12 protein-coding genes are annotated in these 15773 nt (G+C 62.4%); 3 read left to right on the forward strand and 9 right to left on the reverse strand.

Annotation, left to right across the window (positions count from 1 at the left end; all coding sequences use genetic code 11):
* Nucleotides 1-270: 270 nt before the first annotated feature.
* The 3 genes from betA to betI all read right to left on the reverse strand — a co-directional run bounded on the left by betA (nucleotide 271) and on the right by betI (nucleotide 4308).
* Nucleotides 271-1974, reverse strand: a complete 1704-nt coding sequence (gene betA / locus AC07Y9_RS16735) for a choline dehydrogenase (protein ID WP_053262939.1) — start codon at nucleotides 1972-1974, stop codon at nucleotides 271-273.
* A 154-nt stretch (nucleotides 1975-2128) separates the two neighbouring features.
* A complete protein-coding gene (gene betB / locus AC07Y9_RS16740; RefSeq protein WP_007925976.1) occupies nucleotides 2129-3601 on the reverse strand; it encodes a betaine-aldehyde dehydrogenase in 1473 nt (490 codons plus the stop codon).
* Nucleotides 3602-3714: 113 nt separating this feature from the next.
* Nucleotides 3715-4308 (reverse strand): transcriptional regulator BetI, encoded by a 594-nt coding sequence (gene betI, locus AC07Y9_RS16745; RefSeq protein ID WP_007925978.1) that lies wholly within the window; start codon nucleotides 4306-4308, stop codon nucleotides 3715-3717.
* A gap of 424 nt (nucleotides 4309-4732) precedes the next feature.
* On the opposite strand from betI, the gene betT reads away from it, so the two are divergent.
* On the forward strand, nucleotides 4733-6730 hold the full coding sequence (betT, locus tag AC07Y9_RS16750; protein ID WP_007925980.1) for a choline BCCT transporter BetT: 1998 nt from the start codon (nucleotides 4733-4735) through the stop codon (nucleotides 6728-6730).
* Nucleotides 6731-6960: 230 nt separating this feature from the next.
* Here betT and choV read toward each other — a convergent pair whose 3' ends face one another.
* From choV to AC07Y9_RS16765, 3 genes are all read right to left on the reverse strand, one after another.
* Entirely contained in the window at nucleotides 6961-8139 is a 1179-nt protein-coding gene (gene choV / locus AC07Y9_RS16755; RefSeq protein WP_102679131.1) for a choline ABC transporter ATP-binding protein, read from the reverse strand.
* Entirely contained in the window at nucleotides 8136-8981 is an 846-nt protein-coding gene (gene choW / locus AC07Y9_RS16760) for a choline ABC transporter permease subunit (protein WP_007925985.1), read from the reverse strand. Before choW ends, choV begins: the two co-directional genes overlap by 4 nt.
* Nucleotides 8982-9047: 66 nt before the next feature.
* On the reverse strand, nucleotides 9048-9995 hold the full coding sequence (locus AC07Y9_RS16765; protein ID WP_053262938.1) for a choline ABC transporter substrate-binding protein: 948 nt from the start codon (nucleotides 9993-9995) through the stop codon (nucleotides 9048-9050).
* A 426-nt stretch (nucleotides 9996-10421) separates the two neighbouring features.
* Here AC07Y9_RS16765 and AC07Y9_RS16770 point away from each other — a divergent pair, with 426 nt between their 5' ends.
* Both AC07Y9_RS16770 and gbdR read left to right on the forward strand, forming a co-directional pair.
* Nucleotides 10422-11798, forward strand: a complete 1377-nt coding sequence (locus AC07Y9_RS16770) for an L-serine ammonia-lyase (protein ID WP_102679132.1) — start codon at nucleotides 10422-10424, stop codon at nucleotides 11796-11798.
* A 546-nt stretch (nucleotides 11799-12344) separates the two neighbouring features.
* A complete protein-coding gene (gbdR, locus tag AC07Y9_RS16775) occupies nucleotides 12345-13439 on the forward strand; it encodes a choline metabolism transcriptional regulator GbdR (protein WP_007925992.1) in 1095 nt (364 codons plus the stop codon).
* On the opposite strand, the gene aac(6') is transcribed toward gbdR, so the two are convergent.
* From aac(6') to AC07Y9_RS16790, 3 genes are all read right to left on the reverse strand, one after another.
* Nucleotides 13440-13886: an aminoglycoside 6'-N-acetyltransferase gene (gene aac(6') / locus AC07Y9_RS16780; RefSeq protein ID WP_102679133.1), complete on the reverse strand. Its 447-nt coding sequence runs from the start codon at nucleotides 13884-13886 to the stop codon at nucleotides 13440-13442.
* A 62-nt stretch (nucleotides 13887-13948) separates the two neighbouring features.
* On the reverse strand, nucleotides 13949-14209 hold the full coding sequence (locus tag AC07Y9_RS16785) for a hypothetical protein (protein ID WP_007925996.1): 261 nt from the start codon (nucleotides 14207-14209) through the stop codon (nucleotides 13949-13951).
* Between the two features lie 381 nt (nucleotides 14210-14590).
* Nucleotides 14591-15754 carry a gamma-butyrobetaine dioxygenase gene (locus AC07Y9_RS16790; protein ID WP_102679134.1) on the reverse strand — a complete coding sequence of 388 codons (1164 nt, stop codon included), beginning with the start codon at nucleotides 15752-15754 and terminating at the stop codon, nucleotides 14591-14593.
* Nucleotides 15755-15773: the final 19 nt, after the last annotated feature.

Here is a 15773-nt window from a genome sequence, read left to right on the forward strand (position 1 = left end):
TCGGAAAAGGTGCTGGGGAATGCTGCGAGCGCCTAGATTAGGCCCGTGCGGTGGGCGGTATCAAGCAGGGAGGCGCAGGGAAATGTTGGAGAACTGTAGTCGTGGCCAAGGGCTGTGATTCGGCAATCGGGTTCTTGCCTGGTGAATCGTGGTGGCTGGTTTACGTCGGCTGCGCCGCCGATCGTCCGAACGCGGCCCGAACCTGCGGCAGCGGCTACAGGCCGGATACAGCAAAAAGGCGCCGATCGTTGCGATCGGCGCCGTTCGAAGTTACTGCGCGGTAGCGCTCACTTCACGTACCGGCTTGCCACGTACCGGGGCATCGCCCGCCACGTAGTAGGCGGCCTTGCTGCGCGGCAGTGGCTGGCGGCCACGGATCTTGTCGGCGATTTTCTCGGCCATCATGATCGTCGGCGCGTTCAGGTTGCCGGTGGTGATGATCGGCATGATCGAGGCATCGACCACGCGCAGACCCTGCATGCCATGTACGCGACCCTGGCCATCGACCACGGCCATTTCATCGGTGCCCATCTTGCACGAGCAGGATGGGTGGAACGCGGTTTCGGCGTGCTCGCGGATGAATTTATCCAGCTGCTCGTCGGTCTGCACCTCGATGCCCGGGCTGATTTCGCGGCCGCGGAAGGCGTCCAGCGCCGGCTGTTGCATGATTTCCCGGGTCAGGCGGATGCCGTCGCGGAATTCCTGCCAGTCCTGCTCGGTGGCCATGTAGTTGAAGAGGATGCTCGGGTAGTCGCGCGGGTTCTTCGACTTGAGCTGGATCCGGCCGCGGCTTGGCGAACGCATGGAACCCATGTGCGCCTGGAAACCGTGCTCCTGCACACCGTTGCTGCCGTTGTAGTTAATCGCCACCGGCAGGAAGTGGTACTGGATGTTCGGCCATTCGAACTCTTCGCGAGTGCGGATGAAGCCGCCGGCTTCGAACTGGTTGCTGGCGCCGATACCGGTGCCGTTGAACAGCCATTCGGCACCGATGGCCGGCTGGTTGTACCAGAGCAGCGACGGGTACAGCGAGACCGGCTGGGTGCAGGCGTACTGCAGGTACAGTTCCAGGTGGTCTTGCAGGTTTTCACCAACGCCCGGCAGGTCGTGGACCACCGGGATGTCCAGGCTTTCCAGGAGCTTGGCCGGGCCGACGCCGGAACGTTGCAGGATCTGTGGCGAGGCGATGGCGCCGGAGCACAGCAGCACTTCCTTGCGGGCACGGGCTTCGACGCGCTCTTCGGCGGAGCCGACCAGGTAACGCACGCCAACGGCACGCTTGCCTTCGAACAGGATCTTGTCGGTCAGGGCGTGGGTGACGATGCTCAGGGTCGAACGTTTTTTCGCCACGTCGAGGTAACCGCGGGCGGTACTGGCGCGACGGCCTTTAGGCGTCACGGTACGGTCCATCGGGCCGAAACCTTCCTGCTGGTAGCCGTTGAGGTCTTCGGTGCGCGGGTAACCGGCCTGCACGCCGGCTTCGACCATGGCGTGGAACAGCGGGTTGTTGCCGGCTTTCGGCGTGGTCACGCTGACCGGGCCTTCGCCGCCGTGGTAGTCGTTCGGGCCGATGTCGCGGGTTTCGGCTTTACGGAAGTACGGCAGGCAGTCCAGGTAGGTCCAGTCTTCCAGGCCTGGCAGTTTTGCCCAGCCGTCGTAGTCCATGGCGTTGCCGCGGATGTAGCACATGCCGTTGATCAGCGAGGAGCCGCCCAGGCCCTTGCCGCGGCCGCATTCCATCCGGCGACCGTTCATGTGTGGCTCTGGATCGGTCTCGTAGGCCCAGTTGTAGCGACGGCCTTGCAGCGGGAATGCCAGGGCGGCCGGCATCTGCGTGCGGAAGTCGAAACGGTAGTCCGGGCCGCCGGCTTCGAGCAGCAGCACGGTGACGCCTTCGTCTTCAGTCAGACGGGTCGCCAGGGTGTTACCGGCGGAGCCGGCACCGATGATGATGTAATCGTATTCTTGGGACATTGAATGCACCCTCTTTGGAGTTGGTCAGGTCTGGCCATGGCGAGTGCTGAGCACTCGATCGCGGGCAAGCTCCGCTCCTACAGGAGATTTGCGTGCTTCTGTAGGAGCGAGGCTTGCCCGCGAAGGCGGCCTCGCAGGCGAAGCGAATTTCGCCTTAGAACACCGAGGCGTAGTCGCCCAGCTCGACCTGTACCGATTTGATGCGGGTGAAGTTGTTCAGCGAGCTGATCCCGTTCTCACGGCCAACACCCGACTGCTTGTAGCCGCCGACCGGCATCTTGGCGTCGGATTCGCCCCAGGCGTTGATCCAGCAGATACCGGCTTCGAGCTGATGAATCACGCGGTGCGCGCGGTTCAGGTCACGGGTTACCACACCGGCGGCCAGGCCGAAGTCGGTGTCGTTGGCGCGACGGATCACTTCTTCTTCGGTTTCGTAGGTCAGGATGCTCATCACCGGGCCGAAGATTTCTTCGCGAACGATGGTCATCTCGTCGGTGCAGTCGGTGAACACGGTCGGCGCCACGAAAGCGCCTTTGGCGAATGCGCCGTCGGTCAGGCGTTCGCCGCCGCACAGCAGGCGGGCGCCTTCTTCCTTGCCCTTGGCGATGTAGCCCAGCACGCTTTCCATGTGGGCGAAGCTGACCAGCGGGCCGAAGTTGGTGTTTTCGTCTTCCGGGTTGCCAACGCGAATGCGTGCGACGCGCTCGACGATCTTGGCTTCGAAAGCGGCTTTCAGGTGGCTCGGTACGAAGACGCGGGTACCGTTGGTGCATACCTGGCCGGAGCTGTAGAAGTTGGCCATCATCGCGGTGTCGGCGGCGCGATCCAGGTCGGCGTCGTCGAAGATGATCAGCGGCGACTTGCCGCCCAGTTCCATGGTCACGTCTTTCAGCGAGGAGCTGGAAGCGCTGGCCATGACCTTCTTGCCGGTGTCGGTGCCGCCGGTGAAGGAGACTTTCTCGATGCGCGGGTGTTCGGTCAGCCAGGTGCCGACTTCGCGGCCGCTACCGGTCAGGACGTTGAACACGCCAGCCGGAACGCCGGCTTCGGTGTAGATCTCGGCCAGTTTCAGGGTGGTCAGCGAAGTGACTTCGCTTGGCTTGAAGATCATCGCGTTACCGGCCGCCAGGGCTGGCGCGGATTTCCACAGGGCGATCTGGATCGGGTAGTTCCACGCGCCGATACCGGCCACGACGCCCAGCGGCTCGCGACGGGTGTAGACGAACGAAGTGGTGCGCAGCGGGATCTGCTCGCCTTCGATGGCCGGTACCAGGCCCGCGTAGTATTCCAGCACGTCGGCGCCGGTGACGATGTCGACATACTTGGTTTCGGAGTAGGCCTTGCCGGTGTCCAGGGTTTCCAGGGCAGCCAGTTCATCGTTGCGCTCGCGCAGGATGTCCACGGCGCGACGCAGGATGCGCGAACGCTCCATGGCGGTCATCGCGGCCCAGATCTTCTGGCCTTTTTCGGCGCTGACGACAGCGCGCTCGACGTCTTCTTTAGTCGCACGTTGCACTTGAGCGAGGACTTCACCGTTGGCCGGGTTGATGGCATCGAAGGTGGCGTCGCTGCCGGCGTCGGTGTAGCCGCCGTCAATGTAGAGTTTTTGCAGTTCGAAACGGGCCATGTTGATAGTCCTCGCAAGTGCATGAGTAGTTGGCGTTCACCACTGGGCGTGCCGTGTAGCCTGGGCGCGCTGGTCAGTGGCAGTTCAGGGGGCCGAGCGTCTTGTAATGTGCTCTAGCGCTCCTGCTTAGCCAGTTGGAAATCCATGTATTCGTAAGCGATCCGGTGCGCCTGCTCGGTGTCGAAAGCGTCTCCCGACAGCGCGCCGCGCAACCACAAACCGTCGATCAGGGCTGCCAGGCCTCGCGCCGCGCTGCGTGCATCATCCAGCGGCAGGACGCGGCGGAACTGACAGCACAGGTTGGAATACAGGCGGTGATCGTTGATCCGCTGCAACCTGTGCAAAGACGGGTGGTGCATGCTGGTGGCCCAGAAGGCCAGCCAGGTTTTCATTGCCGGGCCATTGACCTGGCTGGCGTCGAAGTTGCCTTCGATGATCACCTGGAGGTGCGCCCGCGGGCTGCTGTCCTCCAGCGCCTGACGGCGCGCGGTGACGTTCTCGCTGAGGACACTCATCAGATACTGCGCCGTGGCGGCGATCAGGCCGTTCTTGTCCTGAAAGTAGTGACTGATGATGCCGTTCGAGACACCGGCCAAACGGGCGATCAGCGCAATGCTGGCGTCCCCCATCCCGACCTGATCGACCGCCAGCAACGTGGCTTCGATCAACTGCTGGCGGCGTATGGGTTGCATACCGACCTTGGGCATCTTGCACATCTCCTTAGGCCTGCTGGCAGTCGTGAAACGGCTACCGGCGTGAGGGCCAGTCTATTTTGTTTTGATTGAACGTTCAATCAACAAAGAATAAGATCTGCGACAAATCGTCGCTGCCTCCAGGTCCTTCCTGCGTGTAGATGGCGGAAAAGCGACCTCCGAAAAAGTCTGAAACCCAAGCAGGGCATAGCGTGAGCCAGCGAGGACGGATGTGTTGAATGGGCAAGACGCTTAAGGCCAGGTGACGAACTGCACGTTTGCACAAGGCCTTCGACGCTGGTTCTCAACGCAACCCCTGCGGGTTCGGCTTTTTTCGGGGTGTCTTTATATCACCCGTCGGTCGGCTGCCAACTAACCGATTGGTCGGGTGCCGTGTTGCCTTGTGTTCTTCTCTCGCACTGCCTGGAGCATCTGTGCCATGAGTTCTGCCTCTCTTATAAAGACCCCACCGGAAAAGGTGCGGGTCAACGGTTGGGTGTTCTACACCTCCACCGCGCTGATCCTGCTGCTGACCGCCATTCTGATCATCGCCCCGCAAGAGGCCGGCAGACTGCTCGGCATTGCCCAGGCCTGGTTGTCCCGCAGCTTCGGCTGGTACTACATGGTGGTGATCGCCGCCTACCTGGTCTTCGTCGTCGGCCTGGCGTTTTCCTCCTACGGCAAGCTCAAGCTGGGGACCAAGCAAGACACTCCGGATTTCAGCTATGGCGCCTGGGCCGGCATGCTGTTCTCGTCCGGTATCGGCATTTCGCTGCTGTACTTCGGCGCTTCCGAACCGCTGGACCACTACTTCAATCCGCCTGAAGGCGTACCGGGCAGCAACCAGGCCGCGCGTTCGGCGCTGCAACTGACGTTCCTGCACTGGGGCCTGCACGGCTGGGCGATCTACGCCCTGGTCGGCCTGGCCGTGGCCTACTTTGCCTACCGCCACAACCAGCCGCTGGCGCTGCGATCGGCGCTTTACCCACTGGTGGGCGAGCGCTGGGTCAAAGGCGCGGCCGGCCACGCGGTGGACGGTTTCGGCATGTTCGTGACCCTGCTGGGCCTGGTGACCAACCTGGGCATCGGCTCGATGCAGGTGTCTTCCGGCCTGGAAAACCTGTTCGGCATGGAACACAGCAACACCAACCTGCTGATCGTGATCATCGTCATGAGCACCGTGGCCACCATCGCCGCGGTATCCGGTGTGGAAAACGGCATTCGCCGCCTGTCCAACCTGAACATCGTGCTGTTCAGCGGCCTACTGATCTTCGTGCTGCTGTTTGGTCCGACCCTGCACCTGCTCAACGGTTTCGTGCAAAACGTCGGCGATTACCTCAACGGTGTGGTGCTCAAGACCTTCGACCTCTATGTGTACGAAGGCGACAGCGCCAAGTCCGACCGCTGGCTGGGCCTGTGGACCTTGTTCTACTGGGCCTGGTGGATTTCCTGGGCGCCATTCGTCGGCATGTTCATCGCGCGTATTTCCCGTGGCCGTACCGTGCGCGAACTGGTGGCGGGCGTGCTGCTGATTCCGCTGGGCTTCACCCTGGCCTGGCTGTCGGTGTTCGGTAACTCGGCCCTGGACCTGGTGATGAACCATGGCGCGGTGGAGCTTGGCAAGACGGCGCTGGAACAGCCGTCCATGGCGATCTACCAGCTGCTGGATCATTACCCGGCGTCGAAGATTGTCATCGGTGTGTCGATTTTCGTCGGCTTCGTGCTGTTCCTGACCCCGGCCGACTCCGGCGCGGTGATGATGGCCAACTTGTCCTGCAAGGGCGGCAATGTCGATGAAGACGCCCCGCACTGGCTGCGGATCTTCTGGTCGGTGGTGATCACCCTGGTGACCGTCGGCCTGCTGTTCGCCGGTAACTTCGAAGCCATGCAGACCATGGTGGTGCTGGCCGGCCTGCCGTTCTCGGTGGTGCTGGTGTGCTTTATGTTCGGCCTGCACAAGGCCATGCGCCAGGACACGCAGATCGAACAGGAACAGGCGGAATTGGCGGCCCGTGGTCGTCGTGGTTTCAGCGAGCGCCTGACCCAGCTGGACCTGCAGCCGACCCAGGCGGTGGTCCAGCGTTTCATGGACAAGCATGTGACGCCGGCGCTGGAAGAAGCCGCTACCCAGCTGCGCAACCAGGGCCTGGATGTACAAACCCTGCTGGGCAAGTCCAAGCGTTGCATGGGCGTGCGGATCGAGATGGAAGAGGGCAACCCTTTCGTTTATGAAGTGAGCCTGGACGGCTACCTGGCGGCGCCGAGCGAATCGGCCGATGCGCCCGAAGAGCGTGCACGCTACTACCGCGCCGAGGTCTACCTGCACAACGGCAGCCAGGAATACGACTTGATGGGCTTCACGCAGGAGCAGATCACCCGTGACGTGCTCGATCAGTTCGAAAGCCATCGGCAGCTCCTTGGCCGGGTCTACAGCTAAGACGTGAGGGGCGCGGTGTAGCCCTGTTACACCGCGTCGCCTGTATCGCGAGCAAGCTCGCTCCTACAAGGATTGCATTTGACCTGTAGGAGCGAGCTTGCTCGCGAAGCGCCATCCCTGACCCAGCGCAACACCCGCTCCCGCAACAGGGAGCAAAACTGCACCCCTTACTCCCGATAAAACAAAAACGCCGCGATCGATGTCGCGGCGTTTTTGTTTGCGTGTCGCTATTACCCCAGGTTCTTGCCGAGCAGCGCGTGGTAGAGCTCGCTGTCGCCGAGGATCCCCACCACCTTGTTGTTGTCATGCAGCACCAGCTTGTTGCCGGTCTGGTAGCGGATCTGCAGCGCGTCGCGCATGCCGATGTTGGAGTCGACCAGGGTCGGCTTGCGGCCCAGGCCTTCCACCGCCTGGCCCGGGATCCAGTTCTGCAGGTCGAGGCTGGCGCCGTTCTGGCGTGCGCCCTTGATGGTGTTGCCCTCGGCCAGGTCGAGCCAGGAGTCGCCACCCGGGTCCAGGCACACCGAGCCGTTGATGCGCTTGCAGTTGTCCAGGGTGCGCATCAGGCTGCGGCCGCAGAGCACGTTGAGCGGGTTGGTATGGGCGACGAAGGTGCGCACATAGTCGTCCGCCGGGTTCAGCACGATTTCTTCCGGCTTGCTGTACTGGATGATCCGGCCGTCTTTCATGATGGCGATGCGGCTGCCCAGCTTCAGGGCCTCGTCGAGGTCATGGCTGACGAACACGATGGTCTTGCTCAGCTTGCGTTGCAGCTCCAGCAGTTCGTCCTGCAGGCCCTGGCGGATCAGCGGGTCGAGGGCGGAGAAGGGTTCGTCCATCAGCAGGATGTCGGCGTCCATCGCCAGGGCGCGGGCCAGGCCGACACGCTGCTGCATGCCGCCGGACAGTTCGTCGGGCTTCTTGTTGCGCCACTGGGTCAGGCCCACCAGCTCGAGTTTCTCGTCCACCAGCTTGCGCCGTTCCTTTTCCGGCCGGCCCTGCATTTCCAGACCGAAGCTGATGTTCTCGCGAACGGTCAGCCAGGGCATCAGGGCGAACTTCTGGAACACCATGGCGATGCGCTTGGTGCGCATCATCTTCAGTTCCGCCGGGGTGCAGGAGGCGATGTCGATCTGCTTGCCGTCATGCTCGACGAACAGCTTGCCGCGGCTCACGGTGTTGAGGCCGTTGATGCAGCGCAGCAGGCTCGACTTGCCGGAACCGGAGAGGCCCATCAGCACGCAGATTTCGCCTTTCTCGATGTCCAGGCTGGCCTTTTCCACACCGACGATCAGGCCGGTCTTTTTCAGGATCTCGTTGCGGGTCATGCCCTGATCCAGCAGCTTGAGCGCCTCGCGTGGATCCTTGGAGAAGATAACGTCGACGTTATCGAAGCGGATTATGCTCATGCGTCACCCCCTACTTTGGCTTCGGGTTGTTTGCAGATACGGTCGAGCATGATCGCCAGCAGTACGATTGCCAGGCCCGCTTCGAAGCCCAGGGCGATATCGGCGGTGTTCAGTGCGTTGACCACGGGTTTGCCCAGGCCGTCGGCGCCCACCAGGGCCGCGATCACCACCATCGACAACGACAGCATGATGCACTGGGTGATGCCGGCGGCGATGCTCGGCATGGCATGGGGCAGCTCGATACGCGACAACAGTTGACGGCGGGAGCAGCCAAAGGCCTTGCCGGCGTCCATCAACTCTTGTGGTACATCGCGGATGCCCAGGTAGGTCAGGCGGATCGGCGCGGCAATGGCGAACACCACCGTGGAAATCAGGCCTGGTACCACGCCCAGACCGAACAGGGTCAGGGTAGGAATGAGGTAAACGAAGGTCGGTACGGTCTGCATCAGATCGAGCACCGGACGCATCATGGTGTAGAACATCGGCTTATGCGCGGCGACGATGCCCAACGGCACGCCAATGAGCACGCAGACCAGGGTGGCGAACAGCACCTGGGCCAGGGTTTCCATGGTTTCCTGCCAGTAACCCAGATTGAGGATCAGCAGGAAGGACAGCACGACGAAGGCGGTCAGGCCCCATTTGCGTTGAATGATATGCGCCAGCAAGGCAATCAGGCCGATCAAGGCCAGTGGGTTGAACCAGGTCAGCGCAAACGTCACGCCGTGGATCATCGTTTCCAGGGTCGATGCGATCGCATCGAATGTGTTGGCGCCGTGTTGCGTCAACCATTCGACGAAGGCAGCGATGTACTGGCCTAAAGGGATTTTCTGATCAATGAGCATGGTATTGAACGTCCGCATGCAAGGAATAAACAGCCCGGGCGGGCGACCCCGCCCGGCATAAGCGACTTACTGTGCAAGCTTGGCTTTCACGGCCTCCAGGCCAGGTTTTCCGTCAATGGTGGTCACGCCAGCGAGCCAGGTATCGAGTACCTCGGGGTTTTTCTTCAGCCAGGCCTTGGCGGCCGCCTCGGGCTTCATCTTGTCGTCCAGGACGTTACCCATCAGGGTGCTTTCCATGTTCAGGGTGAACGACAGATTCTTCAGCAACTGACCGACGTTGCTGCATTCCTCGGCGTAGCCCTTGCGGGTGTTGGTGTAGATGGTCGCCTGGCCGTAGTTGGGGCCGAAGAAATCGTCGCCGCCGGTCAGGTACTTCATCTTGAAACGGGTGTTCATCGGATGCGGTTCCCAGCCCAGGAACACCACCGCGGTGCTGCGCCGTTGCGCGCGCTCGACCTGGGACAGCATGCCCGCCTCGCTGGACTCGACCACCTTGAAGCCGGCGTCCTTGAGGCCGAAGGCGTTCTTGTCGATCATGCTCTGGATCATGCGGTTGCCGTCGTTGCCCGGCTCGATGCCGTAGATCTTGCCGTCCAGTTCTTTCTTGAACTTGGCGATGTCGGCGAAATCCTTCAGGCCCTTGTTGTACAGCTCTTCCGGGACCGCCAGGGTGTACTTGGCGTTCTCCAGGTTGGCGCGGATGGTTTCCACGGTGCCGGCATCGCGGTAGGGCTTGATGTCGTTTTCCATGGTCGGCATCCAGTTGCCGAGGAACACATCCATGTTCTTGCCATCGGCCAGGGACTTGTAGGTCACCGGCACGGAAATCATCGTGGTCTTGGTCTTGTAGCCAAGGGCATCGAGCACGACGCTGGTGGTCGCGGTGGTGACGGTGATGTCGGTCCAGCCGACATCGGAGAAGTTTACGGTGCTGCATTGCGCCGGTTCTGCGGCGTGCGCCAGAAGCGGCAGACTCAGCATGGCGGCCAACAACAACGACGGGGAACCTTTCATGGGGTGGACTCCTGGGTGTTTTCTGGCGGTGTGTCTGACCGCACTTATAAGTGTTGCGGTTGGGGCGAGTGGGACAGCTCTACCACAGTGCCTTGCAATCGAGTCGAGACTGATCATGTACCAGTGAAAATCTGACGCCTACAGGGTGCGTCGTATCCAGTACAGGGAGGGTCGCATCCAGTGTCGGTGAGGTCGCTTACAGCTTTTTTCAGCACTTTTTGCCCATCTGAACCGCAAAAAAACGGCCAGAACCGCAGGTCGGCGGGCCACGGCGTTGGTGGGCATGAGTGAGTCGGTGTGAGACGTCGAACGACACTGCAAAAGCCTGATGATGCGCGTATCTCGGCGGATTACTGCTTGAGCGTAGCAGCTTCGCCACCGGGCGTTTTGGCGCCCGGCGTGTGCTCATCGAGGAGTTTCGCAGTCATGGCTATCAGTGTTTTCGATCTGTTCAAAATCGGCATCGGCCCCTCCAGTTCCCACACCGTCGGACCCATGCGCGCCGCGGCGCTGTTCGTCCAGGCCCTGCACGAGAAAGACCTGCTGAGCCAGGTGCGCCGCATTGAGGTACGGCTCTACGGTTCGCTGTCGGCCACCGGCATCGGCCACGGCAGCGACAACGCGGTGATCATGGGGCTGATGGGCGAATGGCCGGATGCGATCGATCCGTCGCAGATCGGCTGTCGCATCGAGACCCTGCGCGAAACCAATACCCTGCTGCTCGACAACCGCCTGCCGATTCCCTTCGTCTGGGCGCGCGACATGCTGCTGGTCGACGAAAACCTGCCGTTCCATCCCAACGCCATGACCCTGGTGGCCGAAGGCGACTCCGGGGAGTTGCACCGCGATACCTATTATTCCGTGGGCGGCGGTTTTGTCGTCGACCAGGCCCAGGCCAGCAGCGGCGTGGTGGACCTGGATCGCACCGAATTGCCTTATGACTTCTCCAGCGCCGTGGAGCTGCTGAGCCTGTGCCAGAAGCACAACCTGCGGGTGGCCGAACTGATGATGGCCAACGAGAAGGTCTGGCGTTCGGAGGAGGAGATCCGCGCCGGCCTGATGAAGCTCTGGCAGGCCATGCAGGATTGCGTCGAGCAGGGCCTGAAGCACGAAGGCATCCTGCCCGGCGGGCTCAATGTGCGGCGCCGCGCGGCCAAGCTGCATCGCAGCCTGCAGGAACTGAACAAACCCAATGTGATCGGCTCGACCCTGAGCGCCATGGAGTGGGTCAACCTGTTCGCCCTGGCGGTGAACGAGGAAAACGCCGCCGGCGGACGCATGGTGACGGCGCCGACCAACGGCGCGGCGGGGATCATCCCGGCGGTGCTGCATTACTTCATGCGCTTCAGCGAGGACGTCACCGACGCCAACGTGGTGGACTTTTTCCTCGGTGCGGCGGCGGTGGGCATCCTCTGCAAGAAAAACGCCTCGATCTCCGGCGCCGAAGTCGGCTGCCAGGGCGAGGTGGGCTCGGCATGCGCCATGGCCGCCGCCGGCCTGGCGGAGATTCTCGGGGCGTCGCCGGAGCAGCTGTGCAACGCCGCGGAAATCGGCTTGGAGCATAACCTCGGCCTGACCTGCGACCCGGTCGGCGGCCTGGTACAGGTGCCGTGCATCGAGCGCAACGCGATTGCCGCGGTGAAGGCCATCAACGCCGCGCAAATGGCCCTGCGCGGCGACGGCCAGCACTTCATTTCCCTGGACCGGGTGATCCGCACCATGCGCGATACCGGCGCCGACATGCACGACAAATACAAGGAGACATCCCGCGGCGGCTTGGCGGTCAGCGCTGTGGAGTGTTGATGCTTTAACAGCGGGACTGCTGCGCAGTCCACCGCGAGCAAGCTCGCTCCTATAGAGACATGCGATCACCTGTAGGAGCGAGCTTGCTCGCGATAAGGCCAGAAGATTCACCCCCATTTTCCAAACGTACTGCGCATAAATCGACCACCCGCTAACGCCCTCGCCACCTTTTGGAGCGTCGCAAACAGGTAAGTCCCAAGGCTCATCGGTCAGGTTTTTCGCTGACCTCGGCTGAGCGCCCACCTGTGCTTGCGGTGACACTCTTTTCCCGGGACGTTTCTCGCCGTTCCCACAAGTGCTACCGATTTGCTCACAGCCACCGGGCCAGGGCCCTTCCAGGCCGATTCGACACTGATAACCCGCACATTGCGCACGGCTTATATAGACGCATCGCGACGTCGTTTTCAGGAGTTATTGAATGGCCATTCAATTTTAGGCATGGCAATTGCTCTGTCATCACAAAGCCCGTCTCCCGCGTGAGAACGATGGCAATAACAAGAGCCTCCGCCTGAGGCCATCACCTGCTTTGTGTGAGGAGATACCGCGATGACGTCGTTCAACTCCGGGGCTCAACCCCAGAACCGTGCGCCTCAATCCATCGGCTTTTTGCTGCTGGACAATTTCACGCTGATTTCCCTGGCGTCCGCGGTCGAGCCGCTGCGCATGGCCAACCAGTTGTCCGGTCGCGAGCTGTATCGCTGGACCACCCTCAGCGTCGACGGTGGCCAGGTCTGGGCCAGTGATGGCCTGCAGATCACCCCCGACGCCTCCATGCACAAAGCCCCCGCCCTGGACACCGTGATCGTCTGCGGCGGCATCGGCATCCAGCGCACCGTGACCCGCGAACATGTGTCGTGGCTACAAAGCCAGGCGCGCCAGTCCCGCCGCCTCGGCGCGGTCTGCACCGGCAGCTGGGCCCTGGCCTGCGCCGGCCTGCTCGACGGCTTCGATTGCAGCGTGCACTGGGAATGCCTGGCCTCGATGCAGGAAGCCTTCCCGCGGGTGGCCATGAGCACCCGCCTGTTCACCCTCGACCGCAACCGCTTCACCAGTTCCGGCGGCACCGCGCCGCTGGACATGATGCTGCACCTGATCAGCCGCGATCACGGCCGTGAACTGTCGGCGGCGATCTCGGAAATGTTCGTCTACGAACGTATCCGCAACGAGCAGGATCACCAGCGCGTGCCGCTCAAGCACATGCTCGGCACCAACCAGCCGAAACTGCAGGAAATCGTTGCGCTGATGGAAGCCAACCTGGAAGAGCCAATCGACCTCGACGAGCTGGCGGTCTACGTTTCGGTATCCCGTCGCCAGCTGGAGCGGCTGTTCCAGAAATACCTGCACTGCTCGCCATCGCGCTACTACCTGAAGCTGCGGCTGATCCGCGCCCGCCAGTTGCTCAAGCAGACGCCGATGTCGATCATCGAAGTGGCTTCGGTCTGCGGTTTTGTCTCCACGCCGCACTTCTCCAAGTGCTACCGCGAGTACTTCGGCATTCCACCGCGTGACGAACGCGTGGGCTCCAACACCGCCCAACAGGTGGCGATGATGCCAATTCCGCAGGCGCTGGTGCTGGCTGGCCCGATGTCCTCGCTGAGCCAGGCGCGCAACGAATCGACCTTCGCCAGCGTCAGGCTGTAATCACAGGCTTTTCCTGAAGTACACGACGCGCTCGGTTTCCTCGAAACCGAGCGCCTTGTGTACGGTCTGGCTCACCAGGTTTTCCAGGCCGGTATCCGAAGCCATTTCCACGCAGCCCTGATCCCGCCCCCATTGGGCGACGGCATCGATCAGTCGTTCGGCAATGCCCTGGCGCCGCTGTTCGGCGCTGACGTACAAACCCTCCAGAAACACCACCGGCGAATGCTCGGTGCCGTTCACGTAGTCGTGGCGCAACGAAGCCTCGGCCAACCCTGCTGGCTGCCCATCGGCGGTATAAGCGAGCAGGTTGATATAGCGCCGCGGGTCGTCCAGCAAACTGGCGATTTCGTCCCGGTGTTCCTCGGCCGGACAGTCGGGCCACAGCGCCTGGCGCAACGGCAGCCAGTCCGCTCGATGGGCTGGCTGGCAGGGTTCGATTCGAATCATGGGGGCGGCTCCTTGGTGTGCAGGCACCGCACTCTACTCCGCGATCCGCTCCCGGCGAAGGCTCAGGCGCGGCTGTTCTGGAATTGGGCCAGGGCCGGCAACAGTTGTTTGTCGATGGCCTGGCGCACGGCCGGCAGGATGGTGGCATTGCCGGTCAGCATTTGCTCGACCATGCCCTTGAGGGCCTTGGCCCGGGCATCGCTCAAGCCGCGCACCGCACACTCGCAGGCCTGGTCGGCCGTGGCGCCGGCCGGCATTTCAAAACCCAGGGCCCTCAGTTGGCCGAGCAGGTCGTCCTGGTCAATCAGATCCGCGTGCATCATGACTCTTATCCTTGTTCAGGGAGCGTGGTCGTGAGCCGATTCTGGTAGCCACCCGGACAGTCGGCAAGGGCGAATTGTCGCAATGGCCGGGATGCCTATGAACAGGTCGTTTTCGGCTAACTTGGCTTGAAGGCGACTGGGCACACTGGATTCCGGCTCGGTCATCGAAGGTTTGGTCACCCTCGTGTCGGCTCCTCAGAAAACCTCCTCTGCCCCGATCCTGTCACGGCTTGATCGGGGATTTTTTTGCCTGGAGAAAGGTGGTGTCTGGGCCATTTTTTCGCGAGCAAGCTCGCTCCTACAGGTTCGCGTCGTAGCACGATGCTGGGTACGACATCGCCTCTGTAGGAGCGAGCTTGCTCGCGATTGACGCGACGCGGTCTAGCGCTGCAACACCAGGATCCGCGACAGCAACTCGTCGCGGTCGATGTAGCAGCCCTGGAAATGCCGCGCGCCGGTGGCGGGGTCGAAGGCGTTGCGCGCGTGCAGGGTGCGGCGGTTGTCGAAGCACCACAGTTCGCCGGGGTTGAGGCGCCGGGTCAGGCGAAAGCGCGGCTCGCGGGTCATGGCGATAAAACGTCGATAAGCGCGGTAGAGCCGGGGCATGTCATCCACCGAGGCCTCGAACGGCCCGCGCAGGAAGTTGGCCATGCGGATCTCCGTGACCTCGCCCAGCGCATCCAGGGCGATCACCGGCGCCAGGCAGCGGTAGTCGCTGTGGCGGTCCTTGTTGCGAAATTCCACGGGGATCTCGCACAACGCGCGAAACGCCTCGGGGTCTTCGCGGCGCAAGGCGTCGGCGATGGCAAAACCGTCGACAAAAATGCTTTCGCCGCCTTCGGCATCGTTCACCAGGCAATGCAGGAACTGCAAACCCGGTTGCAACTCGCGGGTCGGCAGGTCGGTGTGCAGCGGCAGGTTGAAGGCGGTGTAGGCGTTGCTGTCGGCGTCGGCCTTGGATTGCACGTTGAACAGCACGCCGAAATTGCTCTCGCGGATAAAGGCAATGCGCTTGGCGACCTGGGCCAGCGACCCCGGTTCGGTGGGCACCCCACGGACTTGCGTCAGGCCGATATCGCGCACCGCCAGCAGCCATTGCAACAGCGCCTGGGAATCCTCCATCAGCGCCTGGTACTCGAACACCGGCAGTTGCAGCCGGCTGTCCCACAGCTGGCTGTGCGGGTGACGCGCGCGGCGCTCGGCGCGGCTTTCATCGTCGTAGGCGTGGGCCCGCAGCCAGCCCGGGTCGAAGCGGCTGAGGTGGCCGTCCTGCCAGTCGATGCTCAGGCAGCCCTGGGCGTCGATCCGGCTGGCGGTCGGGGCCAGGTCTTCGGCGACGTCGACGATCTCCAGCACCTGCTCGCGGGTCACGCTGTACACGCAGTGCGCGCAGGGGCAGTTGTCGCGCAGCCACTGATGATGAAAGGGGCTCGAGCGACCGTCGGCCCACTGCACCTGAACACGGTCCGTCTGGGCTTGTACGGCGGTCAACGCGCTGATCAACGGGTAACTGCGGAAGTCGGCAAAAGCGGTGGCGGTATTCACGGTGCGCTCCTGTTTATGG

The sequence above is a fragment of the Pseudomonas sp. GW456-L12 genome (assembly GCF_059424045.1).